Source organism: Peptacetobacter sp. AB845, assembly GCF_047528295.1.
GTDB lineage: Bacteria > Bacillota > Clostridia > Peptostreptococcales > Peptostreptococcaceae > Peptacetobacter.
In genome coordinates this window covers 2311086-2329914 of record NZ_CP180001.1, presented here as the reverse complement: position 1 = coordinate 2329914, position 18829 = coordinate 2311086, and the positions used below count along the sequence as shown (strand labels likewise).

Here is an 18829-nt window from a genome sequence, read left to right as displayed (position 1 = left end):
AATGGATGGGGCGCTGAAGCTCTGGAGCACAGAGCAGTTATAATCTTGTCCTTTTTATTTACCTTTATTCTTCTGCTGCAGCCATAATCAGTATATCACCCGGCAGTAGTTTTGTATCCCCAGTAGGAATTATATTCTCTAAATTTCTCTTTATCAAAATAATAAGATAAGGATTCTCTGTAGTTATCTGATGAAGCGGCGTATTTACCCACTTACTCTTCTTATCGATAACAACTTCTCTAAGTGAAAGATGCTTTCTATCCTCAAAAGACCTTGCTGCAAAAACAAGCAAATCTCCAACCTCAAGAACAGTATCTCCCTTAGGAACTATTGGCGAATGATTCCTTACAATCATTGCAATTAATAAATCTCTAGGAAGTCCTAATTTACTTATTTCTAAATCTTTCCAAGGATGATTTTTATCAATATGTATTTTTATAAAGCTTATATCACTATCTTCTTGATAGTCATTGAAAGTCTTTCTAACATCCGCGTTCTTATCAATCATAGAAAGTTTATTTGCAACCCAAGGAAGAAGAGTTCCCTGTATAGAAATTGAAAGAATAACTATACAAAATACTAGGTTGAATAAATTATATTTTGTATGAACACCACTTAAAACAACAGAAATTGCAAAAACGATAGATGCAACCCCTCTAAGCCCAGACCAAGATACAAGTGCAATTTGCTTAGGAGAAGATTTAAATGGTACTAAAAGTATAAGTGAAACCAACGGTCTTGCCACTAATGTAAGGAATACCATTATCATTAATGAAGGTATCATAACTCTAGGTAAGTCTACAGGTGTTACTAAAAGTCCAAGTAGGAAGAATATAATAACCTGTGCGACATCTGTTGAAACATCGAAAAAATGTACCAAATATTTCTTATGTATCAAAGTAGAATTACCTAAAATTATTCCACATAAATAAACACTTAAATATCCATTTCCATTTAAAGTATAAGGCAATGAAAATGATAGAAGCATTACTGCTAATAGGTATATAGTTACACTTTCTTGAGATTTAAAAAGACTGGTTTTAAATAAGTATATAGATAACTTAGCGACTAAAACACCAAATAATACTCCAAATAACATCTGCTGTACAAGTAGAGCTGGAACGGAAATGTCCTGTCCGAGCATAATTGCTATTAATGAACTTGTAAGCATGTACGATATAGGGTCATTTGAACCAGATTCTATTTCTAAAAGTGAGTCAGTATTGTTTTTTAAGGCTAGATTTCTAGAGCGAAGTATATTAAATACTGATGCAGCATCTGTAGAAGATATTACAGATCCTATTAAAATACTTTCTAGCCATGGTAAGTGCAAAATAAAGTGAGAAAATAATCCAACAGCTCCAGCAGTTCCAGCAACACCTACTGTCGAAAGTAACACAGATTGAGCTACAACCGGTTTGGCAGCTTTTAGATTCGTACCAAATCCTCCGTAAAACATTATGAAAATTAAACTGACTGAACAAATTATATTCACAAAGGAATAATTGTCAAAATTGATTTTGAAAAGACCATTCTCTCCAAAGCACATTCCAAGCAAGATGAATATAATAAGAGATGGTACAGGAATTTTTTCTAAAAAATCATTTAGTAAGATTCTGATTATTATAATTATACTAACTAATAGTACGGCTTTTTCCATAGATAAACCTCCTTTAAGGTTCTTTGTATAATTAATGATAACATAAATCAGAATAATTTGAAAATAGAAAGATTTTCATCTTGCCTATCTTTGAAATGATAGAGTATTTTTATATTTATTCCTAAGGAAATTATAATAATTTATTAATTTTACTCAGTTTTATATTTTTTCTTTTTAAAAATTCCATTCTCATCACAATAAAATACAAGTGTTCCATTTTTATCAGTTCTATAAACCACAGAGCCATTTTCTCTAAATGTATCGAGAACACTTCTATGTGGGTGTCCGTAGTCGTTGTTGTACCCACAAGAGATTGCAACAGCATCAGGTTTAAGTTTTGCTATAAATTCATCTGTTGATGAAGAAGAGCTTCCATGATGCCCTGCCTTTAAAAATTCTATATCTGGTAAATTACACGATGATAGTATCTCTGATTCGTTTTCTTTTTCCGCATCTCCTGTAAATAAAAACTCATAACCTTTGTAATTTAATAGAGATACTATTGAATTTAGATTATTTTTATCAGTAATTGTAGATGGAGATAAAATTTCCATAGTTGTTGAGCTATCTATTTTTAATATATCTCCTTTTGTTAGGTATTCTATTTTTAAGTTTTTATCTTTGCAACTATCCAAAAGATTGTAAAAAGCTTCGGAGTCTGTTTTTGCTTCTGGCATATAGAAATGAGATATTTTAAACTTATCTATAATATAGTCCATGCTTCCTATATGGTCTGTGTCTGGATGAGTGGCAATTAAAACATCAATTTTTTTTACACCTTTTCTTTTTAAGTATGAGTAAACTGTATGTTCAGCATCTTCATCTCCTGCATCCATGAGAATACGTTTGTTCTCGGGTGTCTGTATGAATATACTATCTCCCTGACCGACATCAATTATATGTACAGAAAATAATTTTTCATCTGAGCAACCGTTTACATAGATAAGCAGTAAAAATATCAAAAAAATTTTTATAAGTGATTTACTTTTCATTTTTGTACACCTCTGATAAAATAAATGTTTGGAAAATATAATTTTAGGGTAAAATAAAAATTATAAAAAAATTAATAGTTATCTCATTTATATAATCGACTAATTATATTAGTTATAGACACAAAATGAGAAAAAATATGAAAAAAAGAGATAATAGTTTAGAAATATAAATGTGTAAATATAAAATAAATGAAAAAAGATATGTTAAGGGGAAAAAAGGAGAGGTTTTTATGAGTAAAATAGAATTTAAAAATTTAGATATAGAATCATTGGATAGGTTACAGCCATTCTTTGATATGACAGATTATGAAGCTTGTGATTATTGTTTTGCTACAATGTTTATGTGGCGGGATACTTACAAGACAAAATACCATATAGAAGATGATTTTGCGATAGTTTTTGGTGAATATGAAGGGGAAATATTCTCAGTACTACCACTAGCATCAAGAGAAAATGTTAAAAAAGCTATAGATTTTGCAATGGACTATTTTGAAGAAATAGAAAGCAAAGTTTATTTAAGAGGTATAAATAAGGAAATGGTTGACTATGTTCACAGCAATTACGGAGATAAATTTGAATACATAGAAGAAAGAGATTTATTTGACTACATATATGATGCTGAGTCTTTAAGAACATTAGCAGGTAGAAAAAATCAGAAGAAGAGAAATCATATAAACTACTTCTTAAAGGAATACGAAGGAAGATTTGAAAGTAGATTATTAGATATAGCTGATTTTAACGATTGTAGAGCTTTACTTGATAAATGGAAAGTTCAGAAAGAAGATTCTGATGCAGATGTTGATGATGGAGAATATGTAGCAATAGAGAAAATATTCAATAATTATGATAAACTAAGAGATAGGGTAAAAGTATTTGGAATATATGTTGATGGAGCTTTAGAAGCATTTAGTATAGGTGAAAAACTAAAACCTAATATGGCTCTTATACATATAGAAAAAGCAAATCCAGAGATAAGAGGTCTTTATCCATATATAAATCAGAAATTCTTAGTAGATGAATTCCCAGATGTTGAATTTGTAAACAGAGAAGAGGATTTAGGTATAGAAGGGCTTAGAAAGGCTAAACTTTCTTATCATCCTGTTAGATTTGCTGAAAAATATACAGTTAGAGAAAAATAAATTCAGTATATAAATAGGAGGAGACCTATGAACGTTAGAATAGCGACTGATAAAGATTATGATCAGATTAGAAAAATATGGACTTACTGCTTTAATGAAGGTGAAGAAGTAGAAAATTGCTACTTTGACAATAAATATAGAGCTAAAAATACAGTAGTTGCTGAATTGGAGGGAGATGTAGTTGCATCAATTCACTTAAATCAGCACACTATAAAACTTGGCACTAAAGAAGAGAAAGTATCTTATGTTGTAGGTGTATCTACTTTACCAGAGGCTAGAGGCAAAGGAATGATGAAGTCTATGATGAATTTATCATTTGAAGAGATGTACAACAGAAATCAGAATGTTTCTATACTTATGCCTATAGATTTTAGACTTTATAGAAGATTTGGCTTTGAAAACTGCTATGACATGATAGAACACAGAATAAATATAGAGGATTTATCGGCTTTTAGAATAGAAAGAGATTTTAAAAGAGCAAAGGAATCGGATATAGATACTCTTATAGATATTTATAATAAATCTAATGAAAGATTAAATGGATATACTGTAAGAGGTAAGTGCAGATACGGGAATATGTTTAAGGAAGTCGAAGCTGATGGAGGTCATATTTATATTTGCTCTGATGATAAAGGTGTATATGATGGATATGTTATTTATGCTATTAATGAAGGAAAATTCTTTGTGAGAGAAGTGTACTTTAGTAATACAAGGGCTTTAAAGTCTATTTTAGCATTTATTTATAACCATAATACACAGTGTGAAAAGGTCGTTATAATGGAAGATGTTAGAAATACGATAGGTAATACATTAAAGAATCCTAAGACTTCAGAATCGCTTTTAAACCCATTCATGATGGGAAGAGTTATAAATATGAATGGATGTTTAAAAAATATAGCTAATTATTTTGAAATTGATTATAATTACTCTGAAAAATTAGAGAATGTAGATGAAAATGTAGTAATAGCTATAAAAGATGATTATATAAATCAAAATACTTCAAATTATTGCTTAAAATTCAAAGACAATGACTATAGTTTTGAAGAATTAGAATATAATGAAGAAAATTCTGATTTAGTCTTAAATATAAATCAAATATCTCAATTAATATTTGGATATAAAGATATAGATGATATTTTAGATTTATATGATAATGAAATGAAAGAAGAAAAGCTAGAAATATTAAGAGAAATATTTGTTAAAAAGAGAAATCACATAAATGAATACGATTAAAAAATAATATTATTAAAATTAAAATTGGATGTTGAGTATTTTACAACATCCAATTTTTTTATATATTTTAAGTATTTAGCAAGTTGCTGTACTTACCTTTGATATGTTAGATATTTTACTTCCTATTAGATAGGCAGCTACAAGTTTGATTAAATCTGGAATTATAAATGGTATGACACACATTCCAAGAGTTGCTGTAAGTCCTATTGGCCCATTTGCAGCAGAGAATACCTTCATAAACCAAACTGTTCCAAGAGCATAACATGCAATAAGTCCTATTATTGCTGAAATTATAAATGAAATTTTATTTTTTCCAAAGAATTTTTCAAAAGCCCACATTATTAAAGAAGTAGCTAAAAATCCTACGATATATCCACCAGTTGATCCAGTTAAAGCAGCTAGCCCACTTTTAAAACCAGCAAATACAGGTAAACCTATTGCACCTAATCCTAAATAGATTAACAATGATATTGTTCCGAGTTTTCCGCCTAAAACCGCTATTGCTAGATATACACCAAATGTTTGTAGTGTAAATGGTACTGCTGTTGGAATAGAGATCCAAGAGCATATTGCTATTATTACAGCACAAAGTGCTACATATACTAGTTCTTTTGTTTTCATAAATTTATACCTCTCTTATATTTTTCGATTTATGTTTACTAGAATAAATTAAATTTAAATAAATGTCAACTACAAAACTAAAATAGGTTTACCTAATTATAAAGGTAAACCTATTGTTTTATTTTCAGTTTACTTTTGTATTGTAAATGATTACTTAATAAAATAATGAATTTATCTAAATAAATATAAAAAACAAAAAAGTTTTTGTATATAATTTCAAAAATTGTCAAATATAAAAGTAGATAGGAAAGTGAGGGATATTTAAGTATGTATTTAAGAAGAAATCTATTAGATAAAATTAGAGCATTTTTTATAAGAAGGCCAACCGTAATTTTATTCTTTTTTATATTGTTAATTTCAATTTTGTCTACTAGAGGGGAAATAGTTGATACTTTTGAATCTAACCAAATTGTTAATATAAAAGGGACAGTTATATCTGAATCAAAAAAAGATAGATACACTCAATACAGAATAGGTGATTGTTTGGTAAATGATTATTCTAATAATGTAAATCTAGATGTTGGGGATATTGTAGAGATTAAAGGGAAGTCAAAGGCGCTTTCTGATATGAAGTTTGAAGATTTTAATTATGGAAGATACCTAAAAAGTACAGGAGTTGAGAGTTATTGCAACATGATAAATTGTAAAAAAGTCGGTATAAGTAAACCGTATAAATTAATTGGAATAATAAGAGAGTACATAAAAGATACTAATGCTTATCTTTATAAAGATAAGTCTGATTTTATAAATTCGATGCTTTTGGGAGAGAAGAATCTTATGAGTGATGAGGATAAAAGGATGTTTTCAAGAACAGGAGTGAGCCATATTATAGCTGTTTCTGGACTTCACGTTGGGATATTATGTACCTTGGTAGGTTTTGTGGGCAGAAGGATAAATATAGCTTTTAATATGGTTATTGTAAACATTGTTCTATTTATGTACTTTTATATAGCAGGAGGAAGTCCGTCCATTGGAAGAGCTGTTGTATCATCTGTTTTTTCCGATATATGCTTTATTATTGATAGAAAAAGGGATGGAATTAGTACACTTGCCATAATTTCATCCTGTATGATGTTTTTAAATCCCTTTGTAATATACAATACAGGATTTCAACTTAGTTTCTTAGCTACATTTTCAATAGTTTACTTTTATCCAATTATAAATAAAAAAATAAAATTTTCTGCAGCATCGGTTACAATAGCAGCCAATATAATGACTTTACCAATAATTGTTTATAGCTTTGATGGAATTTCTATATTATCGGTTGTAAGTAATATTTTAGCTGTTCCATTTGTTGCATTTGTTGTGTATATAGATGTAGCGAGTATATTTTTATTTAAATTTTTACCTTTTATTGCAAGCATTGTCGCAGGGTTGAATTCTGTAATTATATCTATAATTTATTTTATTCTAGAAAAAGTAGATGAAATATGGTTTTCATACATACAATTTACTCAATTAGACTTTAGTTTTCTCGTGATTTATTATATAATAATTAGTCTAGGTATAATTTATTATGAAATAAAAGTCGTAGAGGAGCAAAGAAATGGATTACAAGGATATTATCGGAGGAATGAAACAGAATAATTTTGAGAAAGTATATCTTTTCTATGGAAAAGAGTATTATCTTATAGAAAACTCAATAAAAATGTTAAAATCTGGCTTAAATGAGAGTATGCTTGATTTCAACTTTGATGTAATAGATGGCAAAGAAGTTCAATTAGATCAGCTTTTAAGCTCTATAGAGACATTTCCGTTTATGGATGATAGAAAAGTTGTAATAGTTAAGGACTTTGAACTTTTTGGCGGAAATAAGAAAAACTTTACTGATGCAGATGAAAAATATTTTGTAGAAAGATTAGATAATATACCTGATACAACTGTGTTGGCATTTATTGTTTATGGAGATATAGATAAGAGAAAGTCTATATATAAAAAAATAAACAAGGTTGGAACAGTTTGTGAATGTAAGAAATTGGATGGAATGGATCTTTTTAAATGGGTAAAAAGAGAATTCTCTAGACTTGATGTTAATATAGAAAACTCTACAGTTGCATATTTTATAGAGCAACTTGGATATAGAGATAAAAATAGCGATATGACCCTTACAGATGTAAAAAATGAGATATTTAAGATGGGGTCTTATGCTGGTGCGGGAAGTACACTAACAAATGAAATAGTAGATAAACTTTCTCCAAGAAAAGTAGAAAATAATGTATTTAGAATGATAGATAATATAGGTATGAAAAATGCCTCTATTGCAATGAAAATTTTTAAGGATATGGTATTCGATGGAGAGCCTGTACTTAGAATAATGAGTTTAATATCGAGACAGTTTAGAATAATACTAAAAGTTAAAGATATGCAAAAGGAAAATATAAAATTTAAAGAAATTGCATCTACACTAGGACTTCAAGAATTTGTAGTAAAAAATGCAGCAAAACAGGGAGCGAATTTCTCTGATGAAAAATTAAGCGAAATAATGAACTACATACTAGAAAGTGAATACAGAATAAAAAATGGACTAATTGGAGACGAAGCAGCTATAGAAATACTAATAGGAAAATACTGTAAATAAAGGGCAAAAGAGTAACTGCTCTATGCTCCAGGCTTCAGCGCCCCATAATTCTTGTAACACATTTCAAGGTATGGGTGCTTGTATTACTTTGCAACGACAGGTTAGTTTTTAAAATAAGAGAAAATTTAAATGAAAAAGGGTATAGATTGAATTTAAGCGACAATGCAACTTGATTGCCTGGAGCAAAATTCAATCTATACCCTTTTTGTTGCTAAATTTGAGCAATAAAAAAACCCCCTTTAGCGAACAGGGGGCTATATATGTCATATTAAACTGGTAATTAAGCGTTCATACCGTTTAATTTCTGAGCTAATTTAGCTACTTTTCTTGATGCAGCGTTTTTATGTATAGTTCCTTTAGAAGCTACCTGGTATATTCTTTTCTGTGCGTACTGGAATCTAGCTTTAGCTTCTTCAACGTTTCCTGCTGCAACTGCTTCATCAAATCTTCTTATAGCTGTTTTAACCTGAGATTTTCTTACTCTGTTTAAAGCAGTTTTCTTTTCTATAACACTTATTCTTTTTTTAGCTGATTTTATGTTTGCCATTCTATTCACCTCCCACAATAACTTTATTAAATAATCACTCATCGTCAACATATTAGATTTTAACAGAATTATAAATAAAAATCAAGGAAAAATATTTATTTATTTTTATATTTTTTATATCTTGATTTTGTTATAATTTCGGCCTGTTAAAATACAACTAATTATAGATTATACTAGCGTATTTATAAAAAATCAATTAAAAAATCAAATTCTAAAGAAAAATATTTTTCACTTGGTATTTTACAATGACTTTTTTTATTTACATAAGGCGTGAGATAAAGTAAAATAATAGGTATGATATAAAAGCGTAACTACGCTCATAAACGGAAAAAATGAATTTAGCGTAAAAAATCGCTTTGAAATAGAGAATAATTTTGAAAGGGAGGAAACTTAATTGTCAAGCAGACAGAGTAGAACAAGAAACTTTAGTATAATTGCGCATATAGACCACGGAAAATCTACTTTAGCCGATAGATTAATACAGACTACAGGTCTTGTAAGTGAAAGAGACATGAAATCTCAGCTTCTTGATAACATGGATCTTGAAAGAGAAAGAGGAATAACAATAAAATTACAGAATGTTAGACTTAAATATAAGGCTAAAGATGGAGAAGAGTATTATCTTCATTTAATAGATACTCCAGGACACGTCGATTTCAACTACGAGGTATCTAGAAGTTTAGCAGCTTGTGAAGGAGCTCTTTTAGTTGTAGATGCTGCTCAGGGTGTTGAAGCTCAGACATTAGCAAATGTGTATCTAGCTTTAGATCAGGATTTAGAAATACTTCCTGTTATAAATAAGATAGATTTACCAAGTGCTAGACCAGACGAGGTAAAAGCGGAAATAGAAGACTATATAGGATTAGATGCATCAGATGCTCCACTTATATCAGCTAAGAACGGAATAAATATAGAAGATGTCTTAGAAGGAATAGTAAAACATGTACCAGCTCCAGAGGGAGACTCTGAAGCTCCTTTAAAAGCTTTAATATTCGACTCATACTATGATGCATACAAAGGTGTTATAGCTTATGTAAGAGTATTTGAAGGTACTGTTAAAAAAGGTATGACAATCGAAATGATGAATACTAAGAAGAAATTCGAGGTAACTGAAGTCGGTGTTATGGCTCCTAACCCAACAGAACTTCCTGAATTAGCAGCAGGAGATGTTGGTTATATAGCAGCTAGTATAAAAGATATAAGAAGTTGTCGTGTTGGGGATACAATAACTGATGCAGATAACATGACAGCAGAAGCTTTACCAGGATACAAAAAAGCAACTCCAATGGTTTACTGTGGTATTTATCCAGGTGAAGGGGAAAAATATGAAAATGTAAGAGATGCACTTGAAAAATTACAGGTAAATGATGCAGCTTTAGAATTTGAAGCTGAAACATCTGCAGCTCTAGGATTTGGATTTAGATGTGGATTCCTTGGATTATTACACATGGAAATAATGCAGGAAAGATTAGAAAGAGAATTTGACCTTAACATAGTAACAACAGCTCCATCTGTTATATATAGAGTAACAAAAACTGACGGAGAAGTTGTTATGATACAGAACCCAGCAAACCTACCTGAGCCTGGAGAAATACAGATGATAGAAGAACCTATCGTTAAAGGTGATATAATAGTTCCAAAAGACTTTGTAGGGGCTGTTATGGAGCTTTGTCAGGAAAGAAGAGGAACTATGCACAATATGGAATATATTGATGACAGAAGGGTTATGCTTCACTACGACCTACCTCTAAATGAAGTTATATACGACTTCTTTGATGCACTAAAATCAAGAACTAGAGGATATGGATCACTAGATTATGAAATGAAGGGATATGTACCTTCTAAGCTTGTTAAACTTGATATACTTATCAATAAAGAACAGGTCGATGCACTTAGCTTCATAATCCACGAAACAAAGGCATTTGTAAGAGGAAAAGCTATGTGTGAAAAACTTAAAAATGAAATACCTAGACATCAGTTCGCAGTTCCTATTCAGGCAGCTGTTGGAAATAAAGTAATAGCTAGGGAAACAATAAGTGCTTTAAGAAAAGACGTTCTTGCAAAATGTTATGGTGGGGATATATCACGTAAGAGAAAACTTCTTGAAAAACAGAAAGAAGGTAAGAAAAGAATGCGTCAGATTGGTAGCGTAGAGGTGCCACAGAAAGCATTCATGTCAGTTCTTAAACTTGACGACTAATAAAATAGAATAAAAAAATAATTTGGCTGTTGCATTTAATTTGTGTAACAGCCTTTTTAGAAGATTGGAGTGATTTTTTTGATAAAATTGCCAGAGACTACAGCCTATATAATAGAAAGAATAGAAAAAAATGGATTTGAGGCATTTGCAGTAGGTGGATGTATAAGAGATAGCTTACTAGGAAGAGTGCCTAATGATTGGGATATAACGACTTCTGCAAAACCAGCGGATATAATGAATATATTTGAAAACACTGTAGAAACAGGTATAGAGCATGGAACTGTTACAGTAGTTATAGATAAAGAGCCTTATGAGGTTACTACATATAGAATAGATGGAGATTATACAGATGGAAGGCACCCAGATAGTGTAGAATTTACAGAAAATATAGAAGAAGATTTATCGAGAAGAGATTTTACAATAAATGCTATGGCATATAATAATTCTACTGGACTTGTTGATGTATTTGGAGGAAGAGAGGATTTAGAAAATAGAGTAATAAGATGTGTAGGAAATCCTAAAAAAAGGTTTGAAGAGGATGCTCTTAGAATGATGAGAGGGATTAGATTCTCTGCACAACTTGGATTTTCAATTGAGAAGGATACATTTAAGGCGATTGAGGAAATGGCGGATTCAATATCAGTAGTATCTATTGAAAGAATAAATGTAGAATTTACAAAGACTCTAATGTCGGATGCTAAAAAAATAATGATTTATCATGAAACTGGTATATTAAAGAATGTACTTCCAGAGTTGTATACAGTAGAAAAGGAAAATCTTAAAGGAGATTTTTCTATTGAAAAATCTATAAAAATGGGGATAGACTGTGCAAATTTATGTAAAAAAGATTTAGCTTGTAGATTGGCTGGATTTTTTGTATATATAAATGAAGCTATAGGAGTTGAAAATACTAAAAAAATATTGAAAAAGATGAGATATGATAATAAAACAATCTCTAAGACTTGTGAGCTTTTAAAATACAGCATGAGAAATATTTCAAATAACAAAGAAGATTTGAAATATTTACTTATGAAATTGGATAGTGTAGAGCTGTTAGAAGATTTAATAGATTTAAAAGCAGCTGAGGTGGATACTTACTTAGAAACACAGAAAAAAATATTTGAAGATGAATCTACAAAAAACGATGAATCAGATAAAGTTGGATTAGAAGTGTTAGAAGCATTTACTGTAGAATCTTTAATAGTATTAAATAATATAGAAAACACTTTAAAAGAAATAGTAGATAATAAAGAATGTTTTAGAGTTAAGGATTTAGATATAAATGGAAAAGATTTAATAGCAGCTGGGGTAAAGCCAGGAAAAGAAATTGGAGAAATGTTAAATAAAATTTTGAAAGAAGTAATAAAAAATCCAGACATAAATAAGAAAGAAAAATTATTAGAAATAATAAAATAGATTTAATAGGGAAACTATTATTATAAAATTTATAAATAATAATCTATTTGAAGTATATCGATGAAAATAGAATATATAATTAAATTTATAAAAAATTTAAAAAATTAAAAAAGTCCGTTTGAATTATAAGGAAAAGGGTATATAATGGACATAAAGAATTAATTATTATGTATCGGCTTTTTAAATTTATATATTTATTTGTCGGTAGAAGGAGAGTACAAAATGATGGATTATAAGAATTTAATAATGAACTCAAAATCAGTTAGAAGTTTTAAAGAAAAAGAAGTTGAAGCTAAAAACTTTGACGAAATAAAAAAATATGTTGAAACAGCTAAAGTTCTAGTTCCTGGAATAGAAACAGAATTAAAATTCTATGATAAATGTGAAGTATATGAAAAAATGGAAGGATTAGCTGGATACAATGGATTCCTTATAGATGCACCACACTACATGCTTTTACTTTCAGATAAAAAAGATAATTATATAGAAAATGCTGGATATATAGCAGAAAATGCAAGATTAAAAGGTGTAGAATTAAAAATAGATTCTTGCTGGATAACATTTGAAGATGGAAAGAAAATACTTGAAAATATAGGAATAGTAACAGATAAAGAATTAGTTGCATTAGTAGCGTTCGGATATGCTGATGAAGCTAAGAAAAAAGTTTTAAAAGCTACTAAAACTGGAGAAAACTATTCTCAGTCAGAAATGGAAAAAGCAATGGCAGAACCTGCATCAGATAGAAAAGCTATAGAAGAAATAGTATTCATGGATAAATGGGGACAGGCAGCAGATATAGAAGATCTAGAAACAAGAGCTTTACTAGATGCATTCTCATACGCTAGATTAGCTCCTTCAGCACTTAATAAACAGCCATGGAGATTCATAGTTGATGGTGGTAAAATAGTTCTTGCTGTTGATAAAGAAGAGTTAAAAGATGAATACGAAGGAAAAATAGCTTCTGGTATAGTAATGTTATACTTCGGATTAATAGTAGATACAACTCTTATGGATTCTAAATGGGTATTTGATGCAAGTGGATATGAAGTACCTGCTGAATATAGAGTAGTTGGATACTGCAATATATAATTTAAATTGATTATGTGGGATGCCTCGATTATTTAAAGAGGCATCTCTTTTTTTTGCTTAGAACACTCTTAATCTTCTCTCCAGGCTTCGATGCATCGCTTTGATTTTGTAACACATTTATGTGTTGCGATGCATCTCCAGATTGTATAAAATAATAATTATTAAAAGGAGGAATGTTTGATGTTTGGAGTTTATATACATATTCCGTTTTGTGTGAAGAAGTGTAAGTACTGTGATTTTAATTCATTTAAGATGAATTTATGTGATAAGAAGAGATATTTAGATGATTTGAAGAGAGAAATCGAGATGTATTCAGAAGAGTGTTCAGATAGAAAGGTAGATACTGTATTTTTTGGAGGGGGTACTCCAAGTATTTTATCAAGTGAGGAGATTCAGGATTTGATGAAATCTGTTAAGAGTAATTTTAATGTTTCAGAAGATGCTGAGATAACTATGGAGTGTAATCCAGGGACTATTGATAGAGAAAAGTTAGAGGCTATTAAGAGTAGTGGTATAAATAGACTTAGCATAGGGCTTCAAGCTGTACAAAATCATCATTTAAACTACATAGGAAGGATTCATACTTATGAGGAATTTGAAAAGAATTTTAGAGAAGCCAGAGATGTAGGATTTGACAATATAAATATTGATTTGATGTTTGCTTTACCAAATCAGACAGAAGAAGATTGGAAAGAGAGCTTAGAAAAAGTTGTAGGTTTAAATCCAGAACATATTTCAGCATATTCTCTTATACTTGAAGAAGGAACAGAGCTTTTCGATATGTATGAGAGGGAAGAGTTTGAACTTATGGACGAAAATAGAGATATAGAAATGTACGAGTATACAATTAATTATCTAAAGGAGAACGGGTACAATCAGTATGAGATATCCAACTACTCTAAGAAAGGAAAAGAATGTAAACACAATATAATCTACTGGCAGTGTAAAAACTATCTTGGTCTTGGAGCGGGAGCAGCAGGATACCTTGGAAGAAATAGGTATACAAATGAAGCTAATTTAAATAGTTACCATAAAAAAATAGAAAACAATGAAAAGCCTATTATAAATGTTGAAAATCTTTCTGATGAAGAAATGATAGAGGAAATGGTATTTATGTGCCTAAGAATGACTGAGGGAATAAATAGAATTGATTTTAAAAATAGATTTAAAATTGAATTTTGTGATAAATATCAAAAGCAGGTAGATGATCTTGTTGATAGAGGACTTTTACTTGTAGATGAAAAAAGTGTAAGATTGACTCAAAAGGGTAGAGAAATTTCTAATAGCGTATTTTTAGAAATATTATCTTAAAGTAAAAAAGCATACAAAAGGTAATAGAGAATACAAAAAATAAAAAATTAGCACTCGAAGTATCTGGTGGACAATTTGTAAAAGAAGGTATTGAATTTGCAATAAAGGAATCTAATTATAGTATAATTGGATTTCTTTTTTTGTGTTCAAAAATACTTTTCAAAAAGTTTTTCAAAAGATGTTGACAAAAAAATTTAAAGGTGTTATAAAATAAGTATAAGCTTTTTAGCACTCCTAAATGATGAGTGCTAATAAAGTAAGAAGGTGATAGATTTGGAATTGAATGAAAGAAAATTAAATATACTTAAGGCGATAGTTAAAGATTATATTGATACAGCAGAGGCTATCGGTTCTAGAACAATTTCAAAGAAACATGATTTTGGAGTCAGTGCAGCGACTATAAGAAATGAAATGGCTGATTTGGAAGAGTTGGGATATTTGATACAGCCTCACACATCTGCAGGTCGTGTACCTTCTGTTAAAGGATATAGACTATATGTTGATTCTTTAATGAGCAAGGGAGAGCTTACTGATGAGGAAAAAAGGTTAATTGAAAACTGTATGAAAAACAATATAGATAATATAAATGTTTTAATTCATGAAACATCAAAGATGCTATCAAAATTAACCAATTATACTACAGTAGCTATTACAAAGAGTATAACAAACAACGTAATAAAATATATACAGTTGGTAAATTTAAATGAAAACGAGATACTTTTAATAGTAGTATCAGAAAAAGGAAATGTAAAAAAAGCAAGTATACCTGTAAGAGAAAATATTGAACAGGCTAAGTTAAATCTTATATCAGATAGCTTAACTAAAAGACTTGCTGGAAAGAGTTTATCAGATTTAGATGAAAACTTTATATCTTATGTTAAATATCAGATTGGTGAGTTTTCAATGGTAGTCGATGAATTGATTAACATACTAAATGGAGATGACTCGGATGATGACTATTCATTGACATTGAATGGAGCGACGAACATATTCAACTATCCAGAGTTTAACGACATAATAAAAGCAAAAGAATTTTTAAACCTAGTTGAAGAAAAGGATGCCGTTACAGATCTTATCAAACAAAAGGGAATTCAAAAGGATAACCTGAATATTTTGATAGGTAATGAAAATGGAAAAGGTCTTGAAAAAGATTGTAGTGTCGTAACAGCTACATATAATGTAGATAATAATACATTAGGAAAAATAAGCTTTATAGGACCTACAAGAATGGATTACGCTAGAGTTTGCTCAATAATAAATTATATGAGCATTTTACTAAATAAAAAGAAATAAAACAGCAAAAGCTGATTGACTGAGGGGTGTATGTCTTGGAAAATAATAGAGGTATAAACGAAGAGACGAAAGAAACTAAAACGTGTGAGGAAACTCAAAACGAAGAGTTAAATGTTTCTAATGAAGAGATAGAAGGTGAAGCAGAAAAAGTAACAGATATAAATGCTAAACTTGAAGAAAAAAAATTAAAAGATGAAATAGCTGATATGAATGATAAATATCAGAGACTTCAGGCTGAGTATGCAAACTACAGAAGAAGAACTAATGAAGAAAAAGAAACAATTGGAATATTTGCAAATGAAAAAATAATGGCAGAACTTATTCCAGTTATAGACAATATGGAAAGAGCTCTTGATTCTGCAGACAAAGGAACTCCAGTTTATCAGGGAATAGAGCTAGTATATAAACAGCTTTTAGATACACTTGCTAAATTTGGACTTCAGGAAATAGAGGCTGAAGATGGGCCATTTGATCCAAACTTCCATCAGGCGGTTATGCAGGATCATATATGCGGTGTAGAACCTGGTAAAGTTGTAGATGTACTACAAAAAGGATATAAATTAAATGAAAAAGTTGTTAGAGCAACAATGGTAAAAGTTTCTTGCTAGTATAAATTAACTAGCACAACTTAATTAAAAGAATTAAATTTTTAAAAAGGTAAATTACAAATCATAATATGATTTATAATCATAAAGGAGGAAATTAAAATGGCAAAGGTAATAGGTATAGACTTAGGTACAACAAACTCATGTGTAGCAGTATTAGAAGGTGGAGAACCACAGATAATACCAAACTCAGAAGGTATGAGAACTACTCCTTCAGTAGTAGCTTTCACTAAAGATGGAGAAAGAATAGTTGGGGAACCAGCAAAAAGACAGGCAGTAACAAATGCAGATAGAACTATAAGCTCAATAAAAACTCATATGGGTACTGACTACAAAGTAAATATAGATGGAAAAGATTATTCACCACAGGAAATATCAGCAATAATACTTCAGAAATTAAAATCTGATGCAGAAAGCTACTTAGGTGAAAAAGTAACAGAAGCAGTTATAACTGTTCCAGCATACTTCACAGATGCTCAGAGACAGGCAACTAAAGACGCTGGTAGAATAGCAGGACTTGAAGTTAAGAGAATAATAAACGAACCAACAGCAGCATCACTTGCTTACGGTATGGATAAATTAGATCAGGACAAAAAAATATTAGTATTCGACTTAGGTGGAGGTACATTCGACGTTTCATTACTTGAAATAGGTGATGGTACTTTCGAAGTTTTAGCTACAGCTGGTAACAACAGATTAGGTGGAGATGACTTCGATAAAATAATAATAGATTACTTAGCAGAAGAATTCAAAAAAGCTGAAGGTGTTGATTTAAGAAACGACAATATGGCTCTTCAGAGATTAAAAGAAGCTGCTGAAAAAGCCAAAAAAGAATTATCTTCAACAATGAGTACAAATATAAACCTTCCATTCATAACAGCAACTGCAGAAGGTCCAAAACACTTAAACATAGATTTATCAAGAGCTAAATTTGAAGATTTAACAGCTGGATTAGTTGAAAAAACTATGGAACCAATGAAGAGAGCTATATCAGATGCAGGAATATCAGTTTCTGAAATAGATGATGTATTACTAGTTGGTGGTTCTACAAGAATACCAGCAGTTCAGGAAGCTGTTAAAAAATTCATAGGAAAAGAACCTCACAAAGGTATAAACCCAGATGAATGTGTTGCAGCTGGTGCTTCAATACAGGCAGGGGTATTAACAGGAGAAGTTAACGACTTATTATTATTAGACGTAACTCCATTATCATTAGGTATAGAAACTTTAGGTAATGTATTCACTAAAATAATAGACAGAAATACAACAATACCAACTAAAAAATCTCAGGTATTCTCAACTGCAGCAGATAACCAGACAGCTGTTGATATACATGTACTTCAGGGTGAAAGAAGTATGGCTTACGACAATACTACATTAGGTAGATTCCAGTTAACTGATATACCACCAGCAATGAGAGGAATCCCTCAGATAGAAGTTACTTTCGATATAGATGCTAATGGTATAGTTCATGTTACAGCTAAAGATTTAGGAACTGGAAAAGAACAGAAAATAACTATAACTTCTAACACTAACTTATCTGAAGAAGAAATAGAAAGAAAAGTTAAAGAAGCTGAAATGAATGCAGAAGCAGATAAAGCTAAAAAAGAAAAAATAGAAGCAGTTAACCAGGCTGAATCAACAGTATATCAGACTGAAAAAACTTTAAAAGAAGTTGAAGATAAAATAAGTGCTGATGATAAATCTGCAATAGAAAAAGCAATAGAAAACGTAAAATCTGTAAAAGATAAAGAAGATGCAACAGCAGAAGAAATAAGAAATGCTATAGATGAATTAATGCAGAAATTCCAGAAAGTATCTGAAGTAATGTATCAGCAGGCACAGCAGGAAGCTCAGCAGCAGGCAGGAGCTGAAGAAACTGGTAAAACAGCATCAAATGACGAAAATGTATACGATGCAGACTTCAAAGAAGTAGATGAAGATAAATAATATCTAACTTTTAGTATTTAAAATAACTGAATGTGATTATTCCAGGAAAAAAGACTATATAGCTTGTAATTAACCTGTGAATAAAGTAAGATATTAAAGTAGAATTATAAAGTATGAATGATAGCTTGTAGTTTTAAATATTCTACAAGCTATTGTTTTATTGTTTGAAAGTTTTAGAGAGGAAAAGGCGGTGTC

15 protein-coding genes are annotated in these 18829 nt (G+C 30.2%); 11 read left to right on the top strand and 4 right to left on the bottom strand.

The genetic code is table 11. The features are described 5' to 3' along the window. Window positions 1-64: 64 nt before the first annotated feature. Window positions 65-1660, bottom strand: coding sequence for a potassium/proton antiporter (locus tag ACK2WO_RS10990; RefSeq protein ID WP_414697867.1), 1596 nt, complete (start codon window positions 1658-1660; stop codon window positions 65-67). A 149-nt stretch (window positions 1661-1809) separates the two neighbouring features. Then, on the bottom strand, window positions 1810-2652 hold the full coding sequence (locus ACK2WO_RS10985) for a ComEC/Rec2 family competence protein (RefSeq protein ID WP_414697866.1): 843 nt from the start codon (window positions 2650-2652) through the stop codon (window positions 1810-1812). A 239-nt stretch (window positions 2653-2891) separates the two neighbouring features. On the opposite strand from ACK2WO_RS10985, the gene ACK2WO_RS10980 reads away from it, so the two are divergent. Together ACK2WO_RS10980 and eis are read left to right on the top strand one after the other, a co-directional pair. Beyond that, window positions 2892-3791, top strand: coding sequence for a DUF2156 domain-containing protein (locus tag ACK2WO_RS10980; protein WP_414698750.1), 900 nt, complete (start codon window positions 2892-2894; stop codon window positions 3789-3791). A 27-nt stretch (window positions 3792-3818) separates the two neighbouring features. Next, window positions 3819-5024: an enhanced intracellular survival protein Eis gene (eis, locus tag ACK2WO_RS10975; protein WP_414697865.1), complete on the top strand. Its 1206-nt coding sequence runs from the start codon at window positions 3819-3821 to the stop codon at window positions 5022-5024. Between the two features lie 75 nt (window positions 5025-5099). On the opposite strand, the gene ACK2WO_RS10970 is transcribed toward eis, so the two are convergent. Beyond that, complete coding sequence (locus ACK2WO_RS10970) at window positions 5100-5645, bottom strand: biotin transporter BioY (protein ID WP_414697864.1); 546 nt, start codon at window positions 5643-5645, stop codon at window positions 5100-5102. Between the two features lie 267 nt (window positions 5646-5912). Between ACK2WO_RS10970 and ACK2WO_RS10965 the strand changes: the two genes are divergently transcribed. Both ACK2WO_RS10965 and holA read left to right on the top strand, forming a co-directional pair. Then, window positions 5913-7232 carry a ComEC/Rec2 family competence protein gene (locus tag ACK2WO_RS10965; protein ID WP_414697863.1) on the top strand — a complete coding sequence of 440 codons (1320 nt, stop codon included), beginning with the start codon at window positions 5913-5915 and terminating at the stop codon, window positions 7230-7232. Further along, window positions 7192-8223: a DNA polymerase III subunit delta gene (gene holA / locus ACK2WO_RS10960; RefSeq protein ID WP_414697862.1), complete on the top strand. Its 1032-nt coding sequence runs from the start codon at window positions 7192-7194 to the stop codon at window positions 8221-8223. The genes ACK2WO_RS10965 and holA overlap by 41 nt, the downstream gene beginning before the upstream one ends. Window positions 8224-8503: 280 nt before the next feature. Here holA and rpsT read toward each other — a convergent pair whose 3' ends face one another. Continuing rightward, window positions 8504-8770 (bottom strand): 30S ribosomal protein S20, encoded by a 267-nt coding sequence (gene rpsT / locus ACK2WO_RS10955; RefSeq protein ID WP_040410674.1) that lies wholly within the window; start codon window positions 8768-8770, stop codon window positions 8504-8506. Window positions 8771-9164: 394 nt separating this feature from the next. On the opposite strand from rpsT, the gene lepA reads away from it, so the two are divergent. From lepA to dnaK, 7 genes are all read left to right on the top strand, one after another. Continuing rightward, complete coding sequence (gene lepA / locus ACK2WO_RS10950; protein ID WP_178412531.1) at window positions 9165-10970, top strand: translation elongation factor 4; 1806 nt, start codon at window positions 9165-9167, stop codon at window positions 10968-10970. 69 nt (window positions 10971-11039) lie between these two features. Further along, complete coding sequence (locus ACK2WO_RS10945; RefSeq protein ID WP_414697861.1) at window positions 11040-12386, top strand: CCA tRNA nucleotidyltransferase; 1347 nt, start codon at window positions 11040-11042, stop codon at window positions 12384-12386. Window positions 12387-12608: 222 nt separating this feature from the next. Then, window positions 12609-13475, top strand: coding sequence for a nitroreductase family protein (locus tag ACK2WO_RS10940; RefSeq protein WP_414697860.1), 867 nt, complete (start codon window positions 12609-12611; stop codon window positions 13473-13475). Between the two features lie 180 nt (window positions 13476-13655). Beyond that, on the top strand, window positions 13656-14786 hold the full coding sequence (gene hemW / locus ACK2WO_RS10935; RefSeq protein ID WP_414697859.1) for a radical SAM family heme chaperone HemW: 1131 nt from the start codon (window positions 13656-13658) through the stop codon (window positions 14784-14786). 273 nt (window positions 14787-15059) lie between these two features. Then, window positions 15060-16079 carry a heat-inducible transcriptional repressor HrcA gene (gene hrcA, locus ACK2WO_RS10930; protein WP_414697858.1) on the top strand — a complete coding sequence of 340 codons (1020 nt, stop codon included), beginning with the start codon at window positions 15060-15062 and terminating at the stop codon, window positions 16077-16079. A gap of 26 nt (window positions 16080-16105) precedes the next feature. After that, window positions 16106-16687: a nucleotide exchange factor GrpE gene (gene grpE, locus ACK2WO_RS10925; protein WP_414697857.1), complete on the top strand. Its 582-nt coding sequence runs from the start codon at window positions 16106-16108 to the stop codon at window positions 16685-16687. 99 nt (window positions 16688-16786) lie between these two features. After that, the gene (gene dnaK, locus ACK2WO_RS10920) at window positions 16787-18634 is read left to right on the top strand and encodes a molecular chaperone DnaK (protein WP_414697856.1); all 1848 of its coding nucleotides are present in this window, start codon (window positions 16787-16789) and stop codon (window positions 18632-18634) included. The last annotated feature ends 195 nt before the right edge of the window (window positions 18635-18829 follow it).